Here is an 18,059-nt window from a genome sequence, read left to right as displayed (position 1 = left end):
CACTCATCAGAGCAGTTTTTCCCCTCCTGTCAAACCGGCGAAACACGGCATGGCCGAGAATATCGACGTTGCCGAACCCGCCGAGGCCGACCCGCTCGCCCGGATGCCGATGCGGGACGAGGAGGGCCAGCTCCGCCCCGAATTCGTCGCGGAGATCACCCGGGCCATCCATGCCGCGGACCGGCCCCTGCTGTGCGAGGTGGTGGCGGAACTGCATGAGGCCGATCTCGGCGACCTGATCGAGGCGCTGGAGCCTGACGACCGCGTCACCCTGGTCGAGATCACCGGCACGGACTTCGACTTCTCGGCGCTCAACGAGGTCGACGAGACGGTCCGCGAGGAGATCCTCGAGGAACTCGAGCCGGAGACCGTTGCAGAGGGCGTCCGCGAGCTCGAATCCGATGACGCCGTCGAGCTCCTGGAAAGCCTCGACGAGGAGGACCAGGAAGAGATCCTGGAGAAGCTGCCGGCGGCCGAGCGCGAGGACATCGAGCGCAGCCTGCTGTATCCGGAGAATTCCGCCGGCCGGCGGATGCAGACCGAGTTCATCGCGGTGCCGCCGGATTGGAAAGTCGGGCAGGCGATCGACTACATGCGCGACACGCCCGATCTGCCGGACCGCTTCTACGAGATCTATGTGGTCGACGCCGACAAGCACTTGCTGGGCGCGGTGCCGCTCGACGTGCTGCTGCGCACGCGCCGCCCGGTTCCGGTCAAGGACCTGATCGACGAGGGCCGCCGCCGGGTCTCCGCGCTGGAAGACCAGGAAGAGGTCGCGCGGATGTTCGGCAAGTACAATCTGGTCGCGGCTCCCGTGGTCGACACCACCGAGCGGCTGGTCGGCGTGATCACCATCGACGACGTCGTCGACGTGATCGAGGAGGAGGCCGACGAGGACCTCAAGGCGCTGGGCGGCGTTACCCACCCTGAAGAGCTGTCCGACACGGTCTGGACCATCGCCCGCGGCCGCTTCAACTGGCTGCTGGTCAATCTCGCCACCGCGTTCCTGGCCTCTTCGGTGCTCGGCCTGTTCGAGGGCCAGCTCGAGAAGATGGTGGCGCTCGCGGTGCTGGCGCCGATCGTGGCGAGCCAGGGCGGCAATGCCGCGACCCAGACCATGACGGTCGCGGTGCGCGCGCTCGCCACCCGCGAGCTCGGTTCGTTCAACGCGACGCGCGTGGTGTTGCGCGAGACCATGGTCGGGCTCGTCAACGGCCTCGCCTTTGCCGTCATCACCGGCATCGCCGCGGTGGCCTGGTTCAAGATCCCCGGCCTCGGCATCGTGATCGGGCTCGCGATCATCTGCAACCTGGTCGCCGGCGCGCTCGGCGGCATCCTGATTCCGATGGTGCTGGAACGGGTGCGCGCCGATCCCGCGGTCGCCTCCGGCACCTTCGTCACGACCGTCACCGACGTGGTCGGCTTTTTCTCGTTCCTCGGCATCGCCACGCTGTGGTTCGGGCTGAAATAGAGCATGACCCGGAAAAGTGTGAAGCGGTGTTCCGAAAAGGTCATGCCTACCGGGGGGCCTTGCCGGCCGGTTTATCGTTAATCGCGCCTTAACGGGGTTGGCGGATGATGGTCCTATCTCCAAAGGGGCCATCACGGGGGGCCATCATGCAGCGGTTGCGGCTCAAGGCGGACGGACGGATCGTCGAATTGCGGGACGGACAGGAAATCCCGCTCGCGCCCGCACATCCCGCCGAGGCGGCGATACAGCCTTCGGCCGCGCAACCGGCCGTGCGCGATCTGCGCCGCCGAGCCCAACTCACCCAGCTCGAATTCGCCGCCAAGCTCGGCGTACCGGTGGAGACCATCCGCAACTGGGAGCAGGGCAAGCGCGCCCCGCGGGGACCGGCCCGCGCGCTGCTCGCCGTGATCGCCCATTCGCCGGAGACGGTGTTCGCCGCGCTGTCGAGCGAGCCGACGGCGGCGTGAGCGGGTACGTCGCGGGCTCCACCATCACTCGGTCTCTTGGAAGCAGTCGTCCTGGCGAAAGCCAGGACCCATAACCACCGCATGTGATTGTGAGAGGGATTGGGGCCCCAGCGTCGCGCAGCAATGACCATTTGGGGTAATGGGTCCTGGCTTTCGCCAGGACGACGATGAGGATGGTTCTCGCGCGATACGACGCACCGTAATTGCGTACCATCTCGGTGTCATCGCCCGGCTCGACCGGGCGATCCAGTATTCCAGAGACGCCGGCGCTCGAATCGAGAAGCCGCGGCGTACTGGATCGCCCGCATGCGCGGGCGATGACAATGTGGGTGGGGGCGCAGCTTCGCATTCTCGCGACATGAATCGTCCGAGCTTTGCATCTCGTTTCGCCCTCTCTCTTAAAGAGGGCGCAGGGAACGCCGGGTGCCGGCGCGGGCCGGCCGCAACGAGACGACAGGGCCTTCGCCGCAGCTTGTGAAGCGCGAGGCGTGGTCTTGCGGGGAGCCGCGTCAACGCTCCCGGCACAGCGTCATGGGACTTGCCAGCAAGGCGGTTTGGCCGCTTTAATCGAAGGATTGCAGTACGTTTTATTTTGAAGCGTGGATTTCCCATGAAGGCCATCGAGCAGATCATTGCCGGCTACGTGTCGCTGAAGAATCGTCAAGCGCTGGAACAGCTGCGAGACCATCGCCAACACCTGCTGGACGATGTTCGAACCCACAGCTTTCCGGGTTTCAGGCCATCGGTCGTGAACGAGACTCTTTCCGAGGAGATCGAGCTCATCCAGGGAGCATTGGCTCGCTTCGACGAGGGCGGATAGCTCGCGGCCGGGGCGTCAGCCCGGCTGGCGTCTGGTGATCAACCGCAGCACGGCTGCTTGGCTTTCGGAGCGCAGCACGACTGCTGTTCCTGCAGCCATCGGTCGCGCGGCTTGCAGCTCGATGGACGCGCCGAGAGATAGACCCGTATGGCGGCGTCGCCGGTATCCATGCGTTCCGCGCGATAGATTTGCATCGGCCGGACGCCATCGCTGACCTCGAAGGTCAGCTTGGCTCGCGGATCGAAGCCGACGGCCTCGTCGACCTTGCGGATGATCGCAAGAAACTTCCCGGCCGGCATGTGGCCCCGGTTTTCCTCCTCGATGTCCCAGAGCTGAATGAAGGTCTCGCTCCAGCTCTCGGGGTTGGCGCCGCAATCGAGCCCTCTGAACGAGCCGGTCTTGACCTCGGTGACGTGGTAGCTGGGGCGGACATCCCGGCCGTCGTAACTGAAGATCAGCGGCTTCTCCCTGTGCGCCTCGAGGCTGGACAGCAGTGCTGCGGACGAGAGCTCTTCGACCGGGAGCAGGGCGCCGACGGTCGATCGGGTATTGGCAAGCGGGTTCACGGCTGCTATCCTCATTTCAATGATTATTGAATTGTAGGATTATCGAAAGATGGAGGAGCGTCAAGCCCGAACCGCCTTCGCCGCGCTGTCGCAGGAAACGCGGCTGCGGATCGTGCGGCTGTTGGTACAGGCCGGTCCCGATGGCATGGCGGCAGGGGCGATTGCCGAGGCGGTCGCAGTATCGCCATCCAACGTGTCGTTCCATCTGAAGGACCTCGAGCATGCCGGCATGATCGTGCCGCGCCGCGAGGCGCGTTCGATCATCTACTCGGCGGATTTCATCGGCTTGCGCGATCTCATCGCCTTCCTGATGAAGGATTGCTGTGCGGGCCACCCCGACATCTGCGCGCCGGCGCTCGCCGATGTTCAGTGCGGGCCGTCCACGGCCAAGAAAAAGGCGCGCGCCTGATGCACGGCTTCGACCTGCCGCGGCGCCTGGCGGCCGAGGGCCTCGGTACCTTGCTTCTGGTCGCGACCGTCGTTGGCTCCGGCATCATGGCCGAGACGTTGACCAAGGACGTGGCGTTGGCGCTGCTCGGTAACACCCTTCCGACCGGCGCCATTCTGGTGGTGCTGATCACGATCCTCGGACCAATATCCGGCGCGCATTTCAATCCGGCAGTCACGCTGGTCTTCATGCTCAAGGGCAAACTCCGTCCGCCGCACGCCGCGCAATACGTCACGGCGCAGGTGCTCGGGGGAATCCTCGGCGCGATGGTCGCGCACGCCATGTTCGGCCTGCCGCTCCTGGAGTTCTCGGCGAAGGCACGGACGGGATTTCCGCAATGGTTTGCCGAATTCGTTGCCGCGTTCGGACTGATCGCAACGATCATTGGTGGCCTCCGGTTTCGTGAGGCCGCAATTCCATGGCTGGTCGGGCTTTATATCACGGCCGCGTACTGGTTCACCGCATCCACGTCTTTCGCCAATCCGGCCGTTGCCATCGCGCGATCGTTCACCGACACGTTTTCCGGCATCCGCGCGCAGGATCTGCCGGGATTCATCGTCGCCGAGGTTCTGGGAGCCATGGTCGCGCTGGCATTCATGACCTGGCTGCTGCGGGGCGCCGAAACCACTAAGGAAGCAGTCCGATGACGATCACGATCTACCACAATCCCGATTGCGGGACGTCGCGCAACACCCTGGCAATGATCCGCCAAAGCGGGGAGGAGCCCGAGATCATCGAGTATCTCAAGACGCCTCCCTCGCGCGACAAGCTGATCGCGCTGATCGCTGCCATGGGCATGACGCCGCGCGCGCTGCTGCGCGAGAAGGGCACGCCCTATGGCGCGCTCGATCTCGCCAATCCGAAATGGAGCGACGACGAATTGATCGATTTCATGATCGCGCATCCGATCCTGATCAACCGGCCGATCGTGGTCTCGCCCAAGGGCGTGAGGTTGTGCCGGCCGTCCGAAGCGGTTCTCGATCTCCTGGCCGTCGCCGACATCGGCCGGTTCATCAAGGAAGACGGCGAAGTGGTCTTGCCCAGGAAGCCGGGTGCGCACGCCGGATGAGCCGCCGTGCAGATAACGTCCTGATCGTCGCGCTCGGCACCACGCAAACCCTGGCCTGGGCGTCGAGCTATTATCTGCCGGCGATTCTTGCGGACCCGATCGCGCGGGACCTCGGCATATCGACGAACTGGCTGTTCGCCGCGTTCTCGATGGCGCTCGTGATATCAGGACTGCTCGGCCCGCGCGTCGGCCGCCAGATCGACCGCATGGGCGGGCGCGAAGTGCTCTGTGCGTCCAATCTTATCCTGGCGTTCGGCCTGATCCTGCTCGGGCTTTCGCAGGGGGCCGTTCTGATGGCTGCAAGCTGGCTGCTGCTCGGCGTCGGCATGGGCCTTGGCCTGTATGACGCGGCGTTCGCGGCGCTCGGGCGAATCTATGGCAACACCGCGCGCCGCTCCATCACCGGCATCACCTTGATCGCGGGGTTTGCCAGCACGATAGGCTGGCCGCTGACCGCGTGGGGCCTCGCAACCATCGGCTGGCGTTGGACCTGCTTCGGCTGGGCGGCGGCGCACATTCTGATCTGCCTGCCGCTCAACGCCTTCGTGGTCCCCAAACTGAAGAGCGAGCATCGGATCGCGGCCGACACGCCAAAGCCGCATATTCCGATCGACCGCGCGATGGTGTTGCTCGCCTTTGCCTTCGCGGCCGCCTGGAGCGTCACGTCCGCGATGGCGGTGCATCTGCCGCGAATTCTGGAGTCACTCGGCGCGACGCAAACCCAGGCGATCGCCGCGGGCGCGCTGATCGGCCCGGCGCAGGTGGCGGCGCGGATTGTCGAAGCGAGCCTGCTGAAGCGCTTCCATCCACTCTGGTCGGCGCGATTGGCCTGCATCACGCACCCCTTGGGCGCCTGCGTCATCGGCCTGTTCGGCGGTGGCTTTGCCGGGATCTTCGCACTGCTGCACGGCGCGGGAAACGGCATCCTGACGATCGCACGTGGCACGCTGCCGCTGGCGATATTCGGCCCGAAGGATTACGGCTACCGCTTGGGGCTGCTCGGCGCGCCATCGCGGCTGTCTCAAGCCGTCGCACCGCTGGTATTCGGATTTCTGATTGCACCGCTCGGTGGCTATACGTTCGCGGTCACATCGGCGCTTAGCTTGGCTGCGCTGCTGGCATTGTTCGCGCTCGAGGCCGAGCCGAAGACCCCCTCGCAGTAGCGTCGCGACCTTTCATCCCCTGAGCGAGCGCAACAACGACAGGTGTTGTAGCCCGGATCAGCGGCGCGATATCCGGGGCGGCATCAGCTTCCGCATATCGCTCTGCTCAAGCGGGCTACGCCGCCCGAAGCCCAATCGCTGATCACCAGCTGCTCAATTGCAAGGCTTGTTCAGAAAAATATGCATTAATATCAGTATGATATATAAAATTGCATGCAGAATACAAAATGTGCTTGTGGCCTCACGCGGCTTGAAGCAGACTTTGCGCGGGGCAGGAGAGGGCCGATGACCTTCGATGACGAAGGTCGCGCGGGGCAAAAACAATCTGCCGGCAGAGGAGCGAGCAATGAGCGATCAGGTGTCCACCATCGCAATGGCAGATACGGCGAAGCCTTCCGGCGTGCGCTGGAAGATCTTCCTGCTGATGCTGTTCCTGATCTCGATCAACTATATCGATCGCGCCTCGCTGTCGGTCGCAATGCCCGTCATCGCCAAGGAGTTCGACATCGATCCGGCGATGCAGGGCCTGATCCTGAGCTCGTTCTTCTGGACCTACGCGCTGATGCAGGTGCCGGGCGGCATGCTCGCCGATCGCTTCAAGCCGCGGATCGTGATCGCGCTCGCAACGCTGTTCTGGGGTTTCTTCCAGGCGCTGGCGGCGCTGTCCACCAGCTGGATGCTGTTGCTGCTGACCCGGCTCGGGCTCGGTGCGTCGGAAGCGCCGATCTATCCGGCCGGCGGCAAGCTCAACGCGATCTGGATGACTCAGACCGAACGCGGCCGCGGCGCCACTCTGCTGGACGGCGGCGCGCCGCTTGGCGCTGCGCTCGGCTCGATCGTGATCGCCTGGCTGATGGCGGCGTTCAGCTCCTGGCGCGTCGCCTTCGTCTTGGCGGGCATCGGCACCATGCTGTGCGGCCTGTGGGCCTGGTACTACATCCGCAACGCGCCGCGCGAGCATCCGTCGGTCAATGAAGCGGAGGCGCGCTATCTCGAGGAGGCGCATGCGATCGAGGACGCGGCGACGCCGCCGTCGTCCGGCGCGAGTGGGATGGCTTATTTCCGCTTCCGCTCGGTCTGGTGCATGTGCCTGGGCTGGATGTTCTTCAACACCACCTTCTACGGCCTGCTGACCTGGATGCCGACCTATCTGTTCAAGGTGCACGGCTTCGACATCAAGGCGCTCGGCGGCGCATCCTTCATCATCTTCTTCGCGGGCTTCGTCGGCGAACTGGTCGGCGGCTGGATCGGCGACGCCTGGCGCGCGCGGGGCGGGGCGCCCAACACCGTGTTCCGCACCCTGTTCGGGATCGCGGCGATCATGGCGACGGTGTCGATCTTCCTCGTCGCCTACGTCACCAACGCGGTCGCGGTCGTGGTGCTGCTGTCGACGACGCTGTTCTTCCTGCGCTGGTGCGGCATGTACTGGGCGATCCCGTCGGCGCTGGCCGGCCGCGGCAAGTCCGGCTTCCTCGGCGGCTGCATGAATCTCGGCGGCAACATCGCCGGCATCACGACACCCCTGATCGTCGGCTTCATCGTGCAGGCCACCGGCTCCTACTTCCTCGCGCTGATGTATTTTGCCGCCGCGGGCATTGCGCTGTTGATCTGCTCGACCCTGATCGATTACAGCCGCAAGCTCCCGGTCTGAAACAAAGACGGCCGAATCCTGCCAAGGGTTCGGCCGGTTGATGAGGCCTCACGAATGACACGTCCTATCCGGCTCGGCATGCTGACGCCGTCGTCGAATACCGCACTCGAGCCGATTACCTGCGCGATGCTGGCAGGCGTCGACGACGTCTCGGCGCATTTCTCGCGCTTCAAGGTGACGGAGATCGCGCTGTCGGAACAGGCGCTGCGCCAGTTCGACGCCAGCGAGATCCTTCGCGCGGCAGAGTTGCTGGCGCATGCCAAGGTTGACGTCATCGCCTGGAACGGCACCTCGGCAAGCTGGCTCGGCTTCGATCGCGACGAGAGCCTGTGCGAGCAGATCACGGCGGCGACCGGGATCAAGGCCTGCACTACGGTGCTGGCCTATCGCGACCTGCTGCGGCGGATCGGCGCCAGGCGCATCGGGCTGGTGACGCCGTATCGCAGGGATGTGCAGGACAGGATCATCGCCAACTGGAATTCGGCCGGGCTGCATTGTTTTGCCGAGCGGCATCTCGCGCTGCAGGACAATTTCTCATTTGCCGAGGTCAGCGAGGCCGAGGTCGCGGGCCTGATCGAGGAAGTGGTGCACGAAGGCTGCGATGCTGCCGTCGTGCTCTGCACCAACATGCGTGGCGCCGGCGCAGCGGAACGGCTGGAGCGCGGTTTTGGCGTGCCGGTGCTGGATTCGATTGCGGTGACGCTGTGGGCGTGTCTCACGGCTGTGGGCTGCGACCCGGCGCGCGTGCACGGCTGGGGCAGCCTGTTCACGAACCCCGATCTGCGCGCAGCGACCGCGATCCCTGATCATGACGATGAAGGCGTGCGGTGACCGAAGCCAAGACTGAAGCTAAGGCGACCAGACGGAGCAAGGATCCGAAGCGCGCGATCACGGCGCAGCAACGGCGCCGGCTGCGCGTGCCGCGGGTCGGACTGCACGAGCAGGCGGCGGCTCGGCTACGCACGATGATCGTGCGCGGCGAGCTGGCGCCGGGTCAGTCGCTGGGGGAGGCGGATTTGTCCGACGCGCTCGGCATTTCGCGGACCCCGCTGCGCGAGGCGCTGAAGCAGTTGGCGAACGAAGGCCTGGTCGAGCTGCGGCTCAACCACAGTGCCGTGGTGGCGCCGTTCCGCCGCGCCGAGCTGACCGAATTGTTCGAGGCCGTCAGCGGCATCGAGCGCTGCGCCGCCGAACTCGCCGCGCTGCGCATGGAGGATGCCGACTTCGAGCGGCTCGATGCGCTGCAGGACAAGATCGAGTGGCATCACGGCCGCGGCGAGTTGCGCGACTATTTCCAGGCCAACCAGCAGATCCATTCGGCGATCGTCGGCTTCGCGCGCAACGCGGTGCTGAAGGCGACGCACGAGGCACTGCTGGCGCGGGCCGAGCGGGCGCGCTTCTTTGCACTCTCGGTGCTTGGGCGCTGGGATGAATCGGTGCGCGAGCACCAGGATATCCTGGCCGCGCTCAGGCGCCGCGATGCGGCCCGTGCCGGGCAAACGCTGGCCCACCACGTGCGCCGCACCGGCGAGATCGTCGCCGAGACGCTCGATGGCAAGGCACTGAACAACGAGGCGGATGACGCCGCGGCGCCGGACACTCCCGCAAAGCCGCGCGGCCGCAAGACGAGGAGCGTTGCGCCATGAAGATCCTGCTGCTCAATCCTAACACGACAGTGGCGGTCACGGATCTGCTCCATGCCGCCGGCAGCAAGGTGGCTTCAGCCGGCACCGAGCTCGTGCCCGCGACCGCCGCGCGCGGCGTGCCGTATATCGCGACCCGCGCCGAGGCCCAGATCGGCGGCGCGATCGCGCTGGAGATGCTGGCCGAGGCCGGCGCCGGCATCGATGCCGCCATCATCGCCGCGTTCGGCGATCCCGGCCTGTTCGGCGCGCGCGAGCTGTTCGCGTTTCCGGTGGTGGGCCTGGCCGAGGCCGCGATGCTCACCGCCTGCATGCTCGGGCGGCGGTTCTCCATCGTGACCTTCGCCGGCGCGCTGGCGCCCTGGTATGAGGAGTGCGTCGCCATGCACGGGCTGAGTTCGCGCTGCGCCGGCATCCGCACGCTCGACGGTAGCTTCCAGTCGATCTCCGACGTGCAGGCCGAGAAGGAAGAGCTGCTGGTCGCGCTCGCCAACCAGGCGGTCGAACAGGACGGCGCCGACGTCGTCATCCTGTCAGGCGCGCCGCTCGCAGGCCTTGCCGCAAAGGTCCGCGACCGCATTCCGGTGCCCGTGGTCGATCCGGTCGCGGCCGCTGTGCGCCAGGCGGAGACGCTTGCCGTGCTTAAGCCGCGCAAGGCGGTCGCCGGCACCTTCCGGCGGCCTGATCCGAAACCAACGCTCGGGCTGGCCGGGCCGCTTGCTGCAATCATCGAACATCGCTCACCGAAAGAGGGGACGGACTGATGTCCTTCGACACCATCATCCGCGGCGGCACCGTCGTCACCGCTGCCGACACCTTCGCCTGCGATGTCGGAATCCGTGACGGCAAGATCACGGCGCTCGGCCGCGATCTCGGCGATGCGGCCACGATCATCGACGCCACCGACCGGCTCGTGCTGCCCGGCGGCATCGACAGCCATGTCCATTTCGCCCAGCCATCGGGCGATGGCATCGTGATGGCCGACGGCTTTGCCAGCGGCACCCGCTCGGCGGCGTTCGGCGGCAACACCACCGTGCTGCCGTTCTGCCTGCAGGAGAAGGGCCAGACGCTGCGCGAGGCGCTCAAGCACTACCATTCGCTGGCCGAAGGCGAATGCCACGTCGACGTCGCCTTCCATCTGATCGTCACCGATCCGACCGAGCATGTGCTGGGCCAGGAGCTGCCGGCGCTGGTCGAGGACGGCTATACCTCGCTCAAGGTCTTCATGACCTATGAGGGGCTGGCGCTGTCGGATCGCGAATTGCTCGAGACCATGTCGGTCGCGCGCGAGACCGGCGCGATGCTGATGGTGCATGCGGAAAACTTCGACGCGATCCGCTTCCTGACCGACCGGCTGGAACGCGCCGGCAACACCGCGCCGCGCTTCCACGCCACCTCGCGGCCGATCCCGGTCGAGCGCGAGGCGACGCACCGCGCGATTTCGCTGTCCGAGCTCGTCGATGTGCCGATCATGATCGTGCATGTCTCAAACCGCGAGGCGATGGACGAGATCCGGCGCGCGCAGCAGCGGGGCTTGCGAGTGATGGGCGAAACCTGTCCGCAATACCTGATGCTGACCGAGAAGGATCTCGATCAGCTCAACATGGAGGGCGCAAAGTACGTCTGCTCGCCGCCACCGCGCGATGTCGCCAGCCAGCAGGCCTGCTGGGAAGGCTTGCAGCAGAAGGTGTTCTCGGTGTTCTCGTCGGACCACTGTCCGTTCCGCTACGACGACCCGCAAGGCAAGCTCGCGCCGAAGGGGCGCACCAGCTTCCGCTGGGTACCGAACGGCATCCCCGGGGTGGCGACGCGGCTGCCGATCCTGTTCTCCGAGGGCGTGGTCAAGGGCCGCATCGACCTCAACAGCTTCGTCGCCTTCAGCGCCACCAATCATGCCAAGATCTACGGCCTCTATCCGCGCAAGGGCACGATCGCGGTCGGCTCGGACGCCGACATCGCGCTGTGGGACCCCAAGCGCAGGGTGACGATCCGCCACGAACTGATCCATGACGGCTCCGACTACACGCCCTATGAAGGGCTCGAGGTCACCGGCTGGCCGGTGCTGACCATGGTGCGCGGCAGGGTGGTCGTCGACGACGGCACCCTTGTCGGCAGCAAGGACCACGGCACATATTTGCCGCGCGCCAAACCACCCGCAGGAGCGACCATCCCGTAACCTGCAAAGCAAGAAGGCAGGAGACCACCATGCCCTACGCGACGACAGATGACGGCGTGCGGCTCTATTTCGAGGAGACCGGATCCGGCCATCCGGTGATCCTGGTCCATGAATTCGCCGGCGACCTGCGCAGCTACGAGCCGCAGATGCGGCATTTCGGCAAGCGCTTCCGCACCATCGCCTACAATGCGCGCGGCTTCCCACCGTCTGACGTGCCCGAGCAGGTCTCGTCCTATTCGCAGGCGCGCGCCGCCGACGATATTCTTGCCGTGCTCGATCACATCGGCGCGCCGAAGGCGCACATCGTCGGCCTGTCGATGGGCGGGTTTGCGACGCTGCATTTCGGATTGCGTCACCCGGCGCGCGCGCTGTCGCTGTGCATCGGCGGTTGCGGCTATGGCGCCGAGCTCGACAAGCGCGAGACGTTTCGCGCCGAGGCCGACGTGATCGCGGGCATGATCCGCAAGGACGGCATGCCGACGTTCGCCGAGCGTTACGCCTACGGCCCGACCCGCGTGCAGTACGAGAACAAGGATCCGCGCGGCCACGCCGAATTCAAGGCCATGCTGGCCGAGCATTCGGCGGTGGGATCGGCCAACACCCAGCAGGGCGTCCAGAAGGAGCGTCCCTCGCTCTACACGCTGGTCGACGAGATGAAGCGCATCACGGTGCCGACGCTGATCATCACCGGCGACGAGGATTGGCCGTGCCTGCTGCCGGGCGTCCTGATGAAGCAGAGCATCCCGTCCGCCGCGCTCGCCGTCATGCCGAACTGCGGCCACGCCATCAACATCGAGGAGCCCGACGAATACAACCGGATCGTCGGCGATTTCCTGGCGCAGGTCGAAAGCGGCCGCTGGCCACAGCGCGATCCCAGGGCGGTGAGCGCCTCGATCACCGGGATGAAGGATTAAGGCGATCAGCCTGGCAGCTTCGATGGTGAGCTACATTGGCGATCACCAGCACTCCGATACAGAACGTCACTCTTCAGCCATTCTCACTGTCATCGACATGAAAACCCTCGAAGAAGTGAAAAATGAGTATGAACACCAAGTGGAGATGTTCCTCCACAACCATCCCGTGGAGCTAGAGAGTTTCAAGGAGCTGTGGGCTCGGGCGAATTTCGGCGAGCATACGTTATGGTGCAGGAAGTCACCCAAAGACTCGGGCTTGTGATGTCGAGCGACATGAACAAGGCAGATGAGGAATTCTTTTGGATGTATATGCACTAGCGATGTGTTGCGGGCGATTGTCGCATCGCATCCGTTGGGCAGACTTGTCGTGACGGTTCAAGTGCAGGCGGACCTCCTGGTCTCCAGTTAGTCTTCTCGATCTACCAGATTTTTGAAAATGCGGCTGGCATAGCGGCGTTATCGACACCGCGATCGATTCGATGACAACGATGCAACATCCGTTTGCTCGCGCTGCAACCGACGCGTGAATCGAACGCGCGATGATGAATCGCTGTGATGAAACTTACACAGCGCTGTCATCGGCGATGGATAACTTGTCGCATGTCGACGTCATAAATCCTTAAAAAATGGGGCAAGAAGTGAAGGCGAAATTCCTTTCAACGGTCGGAGTCTGTCTGGTCGCTGCTGCTGCAGTTGTGTGCAGCGCCGCCGCTCACGACGATGATCGAGATCACGATCATCGTCATCCGCACGACATTCACACGGAAACGCCGATCAAGCATCTCGTCGTGATCTTCAACGAGAACCGCTCGTTCGATCACTATTTCGCAACCTACCCGAATGCGGCCAATCCGACCGGCTCGATTCCGTTCACGGCCAAGCCGCATACGCCGAAGGTCAACAACCTCGCCAACGCCAATCTGCTGACCAACAACCCGAACACCAATGCGGCCAACGGCACCGGCGCGACCAATCCGTTCCGGCTCGATCGGACCCAGGCCAACACGCGCTCGCAGAATCACGCCTATACGCCCGAGCAGCAGGCGGTCGACAACGGCAAGGAAGACCTGTTTCCGAAGTTCACTGGTCGCGGCACCGCCGGCGGCGTCGGCGCCTTCGGCACCAACGGGCAGGTGATGGGTTATTTCGACGGCAACACCGTCACCGCGTTCTGGAATTACGCGCAGAACTTCGCGATGAGCGACAACAACTGGACCGACACTTTCGGTCCGTCGACGCCCGGCGCGCTCGAGGTGGTCTCCGGCCAGACCAATGGTGCGCAGAACATCGTCGGCACGTCATCGTCGATCGCCGACGGCCAGGGCGGCCTGACGCTGATCGGTGATACCGACCCTGCCTACGACGCGTGCTCGAGCACGACCAGCCAGGTCCTGATGACCAGCAAGAACATCGGCGACCTGCTCAACGCCGAGCACATCAGCTGGGGCAGCTTCATGGGCGGCTTCGACCTGACGCTCAAGAACAGCAACGGCACCACCAACTGCGCCCGCAGCACCTTCTCGAGCAACGTCAACGGCAGCATCGTCGACTACATCCCGCACCACGCCTGGTTCCAGTACTACAAGTCGACCGCCAACCCGACCCATGCGCGGCCGAGTTCGGTCGATGCGGTCGGCCACACCTATGTCCCCGGCAGCAAGACGCTCGATCCGGCCAACCACGCCTACGATCTCGAGGACTTCTACGCTTCGGTGAAAGCCGGTAACTTCCCGGCGGTCTCCTATATCAAGATGCCGGCCTATCAGGACGGACATCCCGGCAACTCCGATCCGCTCGATGAGCAGGCGGGCAATGTCGAGCTGATCAACTTCCTGCAGAAGCAGAAGGAGTGGCGCGACACCGCGGTCATCATCACCTATGACGACTCCGACGGCTGGTACGACCACCAGTACACGGCGCCGATCAGCGCCTCGTATGATCCGGCCGCCGACCAGGTCAACGGTCCCGGCCAGTGTGGCCGCGGCATCGGCAAGCAGACGCAGCCGAATGGCCTGAACGGCCAGCCGGTGAACGGCCGCTGCGGTCCCGGCACGCGGATCCCGTTCATTGTGATCTCGCCTTACGCCAAGAAGAACTTCGTCAGCCACACCCGCATCTCGCAGGCGTCGGTCGTGCGCTTCATCGAAGACAACTGGCTGCACGGCCAGCGTCTCGGCGGCGGCTCGTTCGACGACAGCGTCGAATCGATCACGGACATGTTCGACTTCGATCATGGCCACGACCACGACCACGACGGCGACGATCGGCAGAACAAGCTGTTCCTCGATCCGACGGCCGGCACGGTCATCGTCAGCCCGTCTGACGATCATCACCATCACTAACGCTCTGGGATCACTGGACGTCATATGAACGGCCGCATGTTGTGGCTTCTCGGCGCCGGCCTGCTCTGCATGGCCGGCGCCGTTGCGGCAGTCGAGACCCAGGGACTTCCGGGGACAAATCCGAGCCCGGTGCAGCTCAGGCGTCCGCCGGTCGCCCCGCTGTCCGGCATGGCGCAGCTCGGGCAGATGATCTTCTTCGACGCGTCGCTGTCGTCGTCGGGCGCATTGTCGTGCGCCTCCTGTCACAGTCCGGACCACGCCTACGGACCGCCCAACAATGCGGCGGTGATGTTCGGCGGGCCCGCGCAATCGCGGCAGGGAACGCGCGCCGTTCCCGGCCTGACCTATCTGGAACGCCAGCCGAATTTCAGCATCGGACCGGAGAAGGACGAGGACGACAATCTCGTCGACTTCGCGCAACTGGCCGCGGCAGGCCAGCAGGCTGCGCGTGCGAAAAAGGTCGCGACCGGGACCGCGGCGTCGGCGGTCAACATCGTGCCGCAGGGTGGGCTGTTCTGGGACGGCCGCGCCGATACACTGCAGGACCAGGCGATCTTCCCGCTGCTCGATCCCAATGAGATGGACGGCGGCAGCATCGAGGTGGTGGCGCAGAAGCTGCGCCAGGCGAGCTATGCCCCGCGCTTTGCCGAACTGTTCGGCGCTCAGGTTTTCGAGAATACGCGGCTGCTGGTCGCCGAGGCGATGTTCGCGGTCGCGCGCTATCAGGTGGAAGAGCCGAGCTTCCATCCCTACAGCAGCAAGTTCGACTACTGGCTGGAAGGCAAGACGCGGCTGAGCGAAAGCGAGTTGCGCGGCCTGCAATTGTTCAACGATCCGGACAAGGCCAATTGCGCCGGCTGCCATACGTCGGCGCCGACCCGCGACGGCCTGCCGCCGCTGTTCACCGACCACCAGTATGAGGCGCTCGGCGCGCCACGCAACGCCGCGCTCGCCAGCAACCGCGATCCCAACTATTTCGATCTCGGGGTCTGCGGCCCGTACCGCACGGACATTGCGGAGCAGACGCAATATTGCGGGATGTTTCTGACGCCGACCTTGCGCAACACCGCAACCCGACGCGTGTTCTTCCACAACGGCGTCTTCACGAGCCTCGAGCAGGTGCTCGATTTCTATAACTTCCGCGATACCAATCCGGAGAAGGTCTACCCGCGTGCGGCCGACGGTACGGTGCGGAAATACGACGATCTGCCGGAAAAACATCACGGCAATGTCGACGTCGCTGATCCGCCGTTCGAGCGCCATCTCGGCGACACGCCGGCGATGACCGCGCAGGACGAAGCCGACATCATCGCCTTCCTGAAGACGTTGACCGACGGTTACCAGCCGGAGCGGTGAGCGATCGCGACGGCTCATCGCGGAACCCATGCGTGAGTTGGCAGGTCCTCGTCATGCGCGCATAATGGGCGCATGAATGTCGTCGAAGGCAACGGCGCCAAAATTCCCGCGATCGGGCTCGGCACCTGGGAGCTGCGCGGGCGGACCTGCGCCCGCATCGTCGAGCAGGCGCTGCGGCTCGGTTACCGGCACATCGACACCGCCCAGATCTATGACAATGAGCGCGAGGTCGGCGAGGGGCTGCGCGCCTCCGGCGTCAAGCGCGACGATGTGTTCCTGACCACCAAGATCTGGACCACACATTTCATGGCGAAGGATCTCGAACGTTCGGCCAAAGAGAGCCTGGCGCGCTTGCGTCTGACCGAGGTCGATCTGTTGCTGCTGCACTGGCCGCATCCCCACGTGCCGCTTGCCGAGACGCTTGGTGCGCTGGCGCGGGTCAAGCAGGCGGGGCTGGCGCGGCATATCGGGGTCTCGAACTTCAGCGTGGCGCTGATCGAGGAGGCGGTGGCGGCGTGCCCCGAGCCGCTCGCCTGCGATCAGGTCGAGTACCATCCTTATCTGGGCCAGGCCGACGTGATCGAGGCGTGTGCGCGCCATGGCATGGCATTCGTCGCCTACAGCCCGATCGCGAAGGGCCGCGTCAAGGGCGACCGCGCGCTGGCGCGGATCGGCGACCGTTATCGCAAGACGGCTGCCCAGGTCTGCCTGCGCTGGCTGGTGCAGCAGAATGTCTCGGCGATCCCGCGCACCTCGAAGCTCGAGCGGCTCCAGGAAAATCTGGATATCTTCGACTTCGAGTTGTCGGATGAGGACATGCGCGAGATTTTGGCGATCGGGAGCGCGGCCGCGCGGTGATGCCCATCTGATGGCCCATGGCGCGTTGGGTCCTTGCCTGTGAATCGCCGCGCGGAATATGGCTGGGCAGCGCTCCCGATCATGCTATTGCGCGCTGGCCGATTGCGGTTTTGCACCGAATGGGGATTGAGGCAGGCGGGTTCCACCCGGTATTGTGACCGGCGGGGAGACGACACTGATGTGATCGAGTGGGATGAAGTTTCGGCCAAACGCGGATCTGATGGCATCGGTGTTCGTGCACCTGATGCTGCTCGCGCTGATTTTCCTGTATTCGGAGGTGCATCAGTTCGATCCGGTCGCCGCTGACACGGTGCCGGTCGAGATCGTGACGCCGCAGGAGGTTGCCAGGAGCGAGGTCCAGACTGAGACCAAGCCCGATCCGGTGCCGAGCCCGTCGCCGACGCCCGAGCTGCAGTTGCCGTCGCTCGACAAGCCGGTCGACACCGCCAAGTCCGAACCACCGGCGCAAGCCCCGGCACCTCAGCCGCAACAGGCCCAGCAGCAACCGCCGCAGAAGCAGGCGACGCCGCCCGAGCCCAAGCCCAGCCCGGCTCCGCAGCATGCTGCGGTCGAGCCGCCGGCACCGCAGACGCCGCCGATGCCCCAGCCGATGGCGCAGCAAGCAGCGACGCCGTCGCCACCCGCCTATGTGCAGCCCGAGCCGGACCTGTCCGTCAAATACAATGTCCTCCTTGGCTTGCCGCCCGACATCCCCGTCAAGCTGCCGGCCGAAGCGCCGCACGGCCCCGGTCCCGGCAAGGACAATTTCGACGCCGCCGCCACCGAGCAGGCCGACGTCGGCTCCAGCGTGGTCGCCGAATTCCGCCGTCATCTGAAGAGCTGCATGAAGCTCCCGGCGACGCTGAGCACCGGCGATGACGTCAGGATCAAGCTCAGGGTGTTCATGAAGCCCGACGGCAAGCTCGGCACGGCGCCGTTGCTGATCGAAGCCACGGCATCGGAAAAGGGGCCGCTGCTGCTCAAGAGCGCGACCGAGGCGCTGCAGGCCTGCCAGCCTTACGCGATGCTGCCGCGGGATCGCTACGGCGAATGGAAGGTGCTCGACCTCGACTTCACGCCGCGCGATTTTGCATCGTAGGGCAGGGACGAGCGGC

19 protein-coding genes are annotated in these 18,059 nt (G+C 64.9%); 18 read left to right on the top strand and 1 reads right to left on the bottom strand.

The genetic code is table 11. From position 1 onward, the window contains the following. Positions 1 to 49 precede the first annotated feature (49 nt). From mgtE to AAFG13_RS07710, 3 genes are all read left to right on the top strand, one after another. Entirely contained in the window at positions 50 to 1,471 is a 1,422-nt protein-coding gene (mgtE, locus tag AAFG13_RS07720; RefSeq protein WP_212318515.1) for a magnesium transporter, read from the top strand. Positions 1,472 to 1,617: 146 nt separating this feature from the next. Then, the gene (locus AAFG13_RS07715; RefSeq protein ID WP_212318518.1) at positions 1,618 to 1,938 is read left to right on the top strand and encodes a helix-turn-helix domain-containing protein; all 321 of its coding nucleotides are present in this window, start codon (positions 1,618 to 1,620) and stop codon (positions 1,936 to 1,938) included. A 610-nt stretch (positions 1,939 to 2,548) separates the two neighbouring features. Continuing rightward, positions 2,549 to 2,758, top strand: a complete 210-nt coding sequence (locus AAFG13_RS07710) for a hypothetical protein (protein ID WP_212318523.1) — start codon at positions 2,549 to 2,551, stop codon at positions 2,756 to 2,758. A 38-nt stretch (positions 2,759 to 2,796) separates the two neighbouring features. On the opposite strand, the gene AAFG13_RS07705 is transcribed toward AAFG13_RS07710, so the two are convergent. Continuing rightward, the gene (locus AAFG13_RS07705) at positions 2,797 to 3,324 is read right to left on the bottom strand and encodes a DUF6428 family protein (protein ID WP_312011631.1); all 528 of its coding nucleotides are present in this window, start codon (positions 3,322 to 3,324) and stop codon (positions 2,797 to 2,799) included. Positions 3,325 to 3,373: 49 nt separating this feature from the next. Here AAFG13_RS07705 and AAFG13_RS07700 point away from each other — a divergent pair, with 49 nt between their 5' ends. From AAFG13_RS07700 to AAFG13_RS07630, 15 genes are all read left to right on the top strand, one after another. Then, positions 3,374 to 3,733, top strand: a complete 360-nt coding sequence (locus AAFG13_RS07700; protein WP_212318526.1) for a metalloregulator ArsR/SmtB family transcription factor — start codon at positions 3,374 to 3,376, stop codon at positions 3,731 to 3,733. Then, a complete protein-coding gene (locus AAFG13_RS07695; protein ID WP_342711641.1) occupies positions 3,733 to 4,419 on the top strand; it encodes an MIP/aquaporin family protein in 687 nt (228 codons plus the stop codon). Before AAFG13_RS07700 ends, AAFG13_RS07695 begins: the two co-directional genes overlap by 1 nt. After that, positions 4,416 to 4,841, top strand: coding sequence for an arsenate reductase (glutaredoxin) (gene arsC, locus AAFG13_RS07690; RefSeq protein WP_342711639.1), 426 nt, complete (start codon positions 4,416 to 4,418; stop codon positions 4,839 to 4,841). Before AAFG13_RS07695 ends, arsC begins: the two co-directional genes overlap by 4 nt. Next, complete coding sequence (locus AAFG13_RS07685; protein WP_342711638.1) at positions 4,838 to 6,004, top strand: MFS transporter; 1,167 nt, start codon at positions 4,838 to 4,840, stop codon at positions 6,002 to 6,004. Before arsC ends, AAFG13_RS07685 begins: the two co-directional genes overlap by 4 nt. A 346-nt stretch (positions 6,005 to 6,350) precedes the next feature. After that, positions 6,351 to 7,655: an MFS transporter gene (locus AAFG13_RS07680; protein ID WP_342711637.1), complete on the top strand. Its 1,305-nt coding sequence runs from the start codon at positions 6,351 to 6,353 to the stop codon at positions 7,653 to 7,655. 54 nt (positions 7,656 to 7,709) lie between these two features. Further along, a complete protein-coding gene (locus AAFG13_RS07675; RefSeq protein ID WP_342711636.1) occupies positions 7,710 to 8,486 on the top strand; it encodes an aspartate/glutamate racemase family protein in 777 nt (258 codons plus the stop codon). Further along, a complete protein-coding gene (locus AAFG13_RS07670; protein WP_342711635.1) occupies positions 8,483 to 9,301 on the top strand; it encodes a GntR family transcriptional regulator in 819 nt (272 codons plus the stop codon). The genes AAFG13_RS07675 and AAFG13_RS07670 overlap by 4 nt, the downstream gene beginning before the upstream one ends. After that, positions 9,298 to 10,062 carry an aspartate/glutamate racemase family protein gene (locus AAFG13_RS07665; RefSeq protein ID WP_212318541.1) on the top strand — a complete coding sequence of 255 codons (765 nt, stop codon included), beginning with the start codon at positions 9,298 to 9,300 and terminating at the stop codon, positions 10,060 to 10,062. Before AAFG13_RS07670 ends, AAFG13_RS07665 begins: the two co-directional genes overlap by 4 nt. Beyond that, positions 10,062 to 11,474: a dihydropyrimidinase gene (gene hydA / locus AAFG13_RS07660; RefSeq protein WP_342711634.1), complete on the top strand. Its 1,413-nt coding sequence runs from the start codon at positions 10,062 to 10,064 to the stop codon at positions 11,472 to 11,474. The genes AAFG13_RS07665 and hydA overlap by 1 nt, the downstream gene beginning before the upstream one ends. Before the next feature lie 29 nt (positions 11,475 to 11,503). Further along, positions 11,504 to 12,388: an alpha/beta hydrolase gene (locus AAFG13_RS07655; protein ID WP_212318546.1), complete on the top strand. Its 885-nt coding sequence runs from the start codon at positions 11,504 to 11,506 to the stop codon at positions 12,386 to 12,388. Positions 12,389 to 12,410: 22 nt separating this feature from the next. Next, the gene (locus AAFG13_RS07650; protein WP_342711633.1) at positions 12,411 to 12,650 is read left to right on the top strand and encodes a hypothetical protein; all 240 of its coding nucleotides are present in this window, start codon (positions 12,411 to 12,413) and stop codon (positions 12,648 to 12,650) included. 376 nt (positions 12,651 to 13,026) lie between these two features. Then, positions 13,027 to 14,730: an alkaline phosphatase family protein gene (locus tag AAFG13_RS07645; protein ID WP_342711632.1), complete on the top strand. Its 1,704-nt coding sequence runs from the start codon at positions 13,027 to 13,029 to the stop codon at positions 14,728 to 14,730. A gap of 36 nt (positions 14,731 to 14,766) precedes the next feature. Continuing rightward, a complete protein-coding gene (locus AAFG13_RS07640) occupies positions 14,767 to 16,086 on the top strand; it encodes a cytochrome c peroxidase (protein WP_342711631.1) in 1,320 nt (439 codons plus the stop codon). Positions 16,087 to 16,158: 72 nt separating this feature from the next. After that, entirely contained in the window at positions 16,159 to 16,944 is a 786-nt protein-coding gene (locus AAFG13_RS07635; protein ID WP_342711630.1) for an aldo/keto reductase, read from the top strand. A 193-nt stretch (positions 16,945 to 17,137) separates the two neighbouring features. Next, complete coding sequence (locus AAFG13_RS07630) at positions 17,138 to 18,043, top strand: hypothetical protein (protein WP_342711629.1); 906 nt, start codon at positions 17,138 to 17,140, stop codon at positions 18,041 to 18,043. Positions 18,044 to 18,059: the final 16 nt, after the last annotated feature.

Origin of the sequence: Bradyrhizobium sp. B124 (assembly GCF_038967635.1) — a bacterium.
Taxonomy (GTDB): Bacteria; Pseudomonadota; Alphaproteobacteria; order Rhizobiales; family Xanthobacteraceae; genus Bradyrhizobium.
Note: the sequence above shows the minus strand (reverse complement) of the source record. Positions and strands in the feature narration are given on the sequence as shown.

Bases quoted from the DNA above. Each gene is read 5' to 3' on its own strand.
- AAFG13_RS07695 (WP_342711641.1), top strand. From the start codon at position 3,733: ATGCACGGCTTCGACCTGCCGCGGCGCCTGGCGGCCGAGGGCCTCGGT.
- hydA (WP_342711634.1), top strand. From the start codon at position 10,062: ATGTCCTTCGACACCATCATCCGCGGCGGCACCGTCGTCACCGCTGCC.
- AAFG13_RS07685 (WP_342711638.1), top strand. From the start codon at position 4,838: ATGAGCCGCCGTGCAGATAACGTCCTGATCGTCGCGCTCGGCACCACG.
- AAFG13_RS07640 (WP_342711631.1), top strand. From the start codon at position 14,767: ATGTTGTGGCTTCTCGGCGCCGGCCTGCTCTGCATGGCCGGCGCCGTT.
- AAFG13_RS07650 (WP_342711633.1), top strand. From the start codon at position 12,411: ATGGTGAGCTACATTGGCGATCACCAGCACTCCGATACAGAACGTCAC.
- AAFG13_RS07700 (WP_212318526.1), top strand. From the start codon at position 3,374: ATGGAGGAGCGTCAAGCCCGAACCGCCTTCGCCGCGCTGTCGCAGGAA.
- AAFG13_RS07715 (WP_212318518.1), top strand. From the start codon at position 1,618: ATGCAGCGGTTGCGGCTCAAGGCGGACGGACGGATCGTCGAATTGCGG.
- AAFG13_RS07655 (WP_212318546.1), top strand. From the start codon at position 11,504: ATGCCCTACGCGACGACAGATGACGGCGTGCGGCTCTATTTCGAGGAG.
- mgtE (WP_212318515.1), top strand. From the start codon at position 50: ATGGCCGAGAATATCGACGTTGCCGAACCCGCCGAGGCCGACCCGCTC.
- AAFG13_RS07665 (WP_212318541.1), top strand. From the start codon at position 9,298: ATGAAGATCCTGCTGCTCAATCCTAACACGACAGTGGCGGTCACGGAT.
- AAFG13_RS07635 (WP_342711630.1), top strand. From the start codon at position 16,159: ATGAATGTCGTCGAAGGCAACGGCGCCAAAATTCCCGCGATCGGGCTC.
- AAFG13_RS07710 (WP_212318523.1), top strand. From the start codon at position 2,549: ATGAAGGCCATCGAGCAGATCATTGCCGGCTACGTGTCGCTGAAGAAT.
- arsC (WP_342711639.1), top strand. From the start codon at position 4,416: ATGACGATCACGATCTACCACAATCCCGATTGCGGGACGTCGCGCAAC.
- AAFG13_RS07680 (WP_342711637.1), top strand. From the start codon at position 6,351: ATGAGCGATCAGGTGTCCACCATCGCAATGGCAGATACGGCGAAGCCT.
- AAFG13_RS07675 (WP_342711636.1), top strand. From the start codon at position 7,710: ATGACACGTCCTATCCGGCTCGGCATGCTGACGCCGTCGTCGAATACC.
- AAFG13_RS07630 (WP_342711629.1), top strand. From the start codon at position 17,138: ATGAAGTTTCGGCCAAACGCGGATCTGATGGCATCGGTGTTCGTGCAC.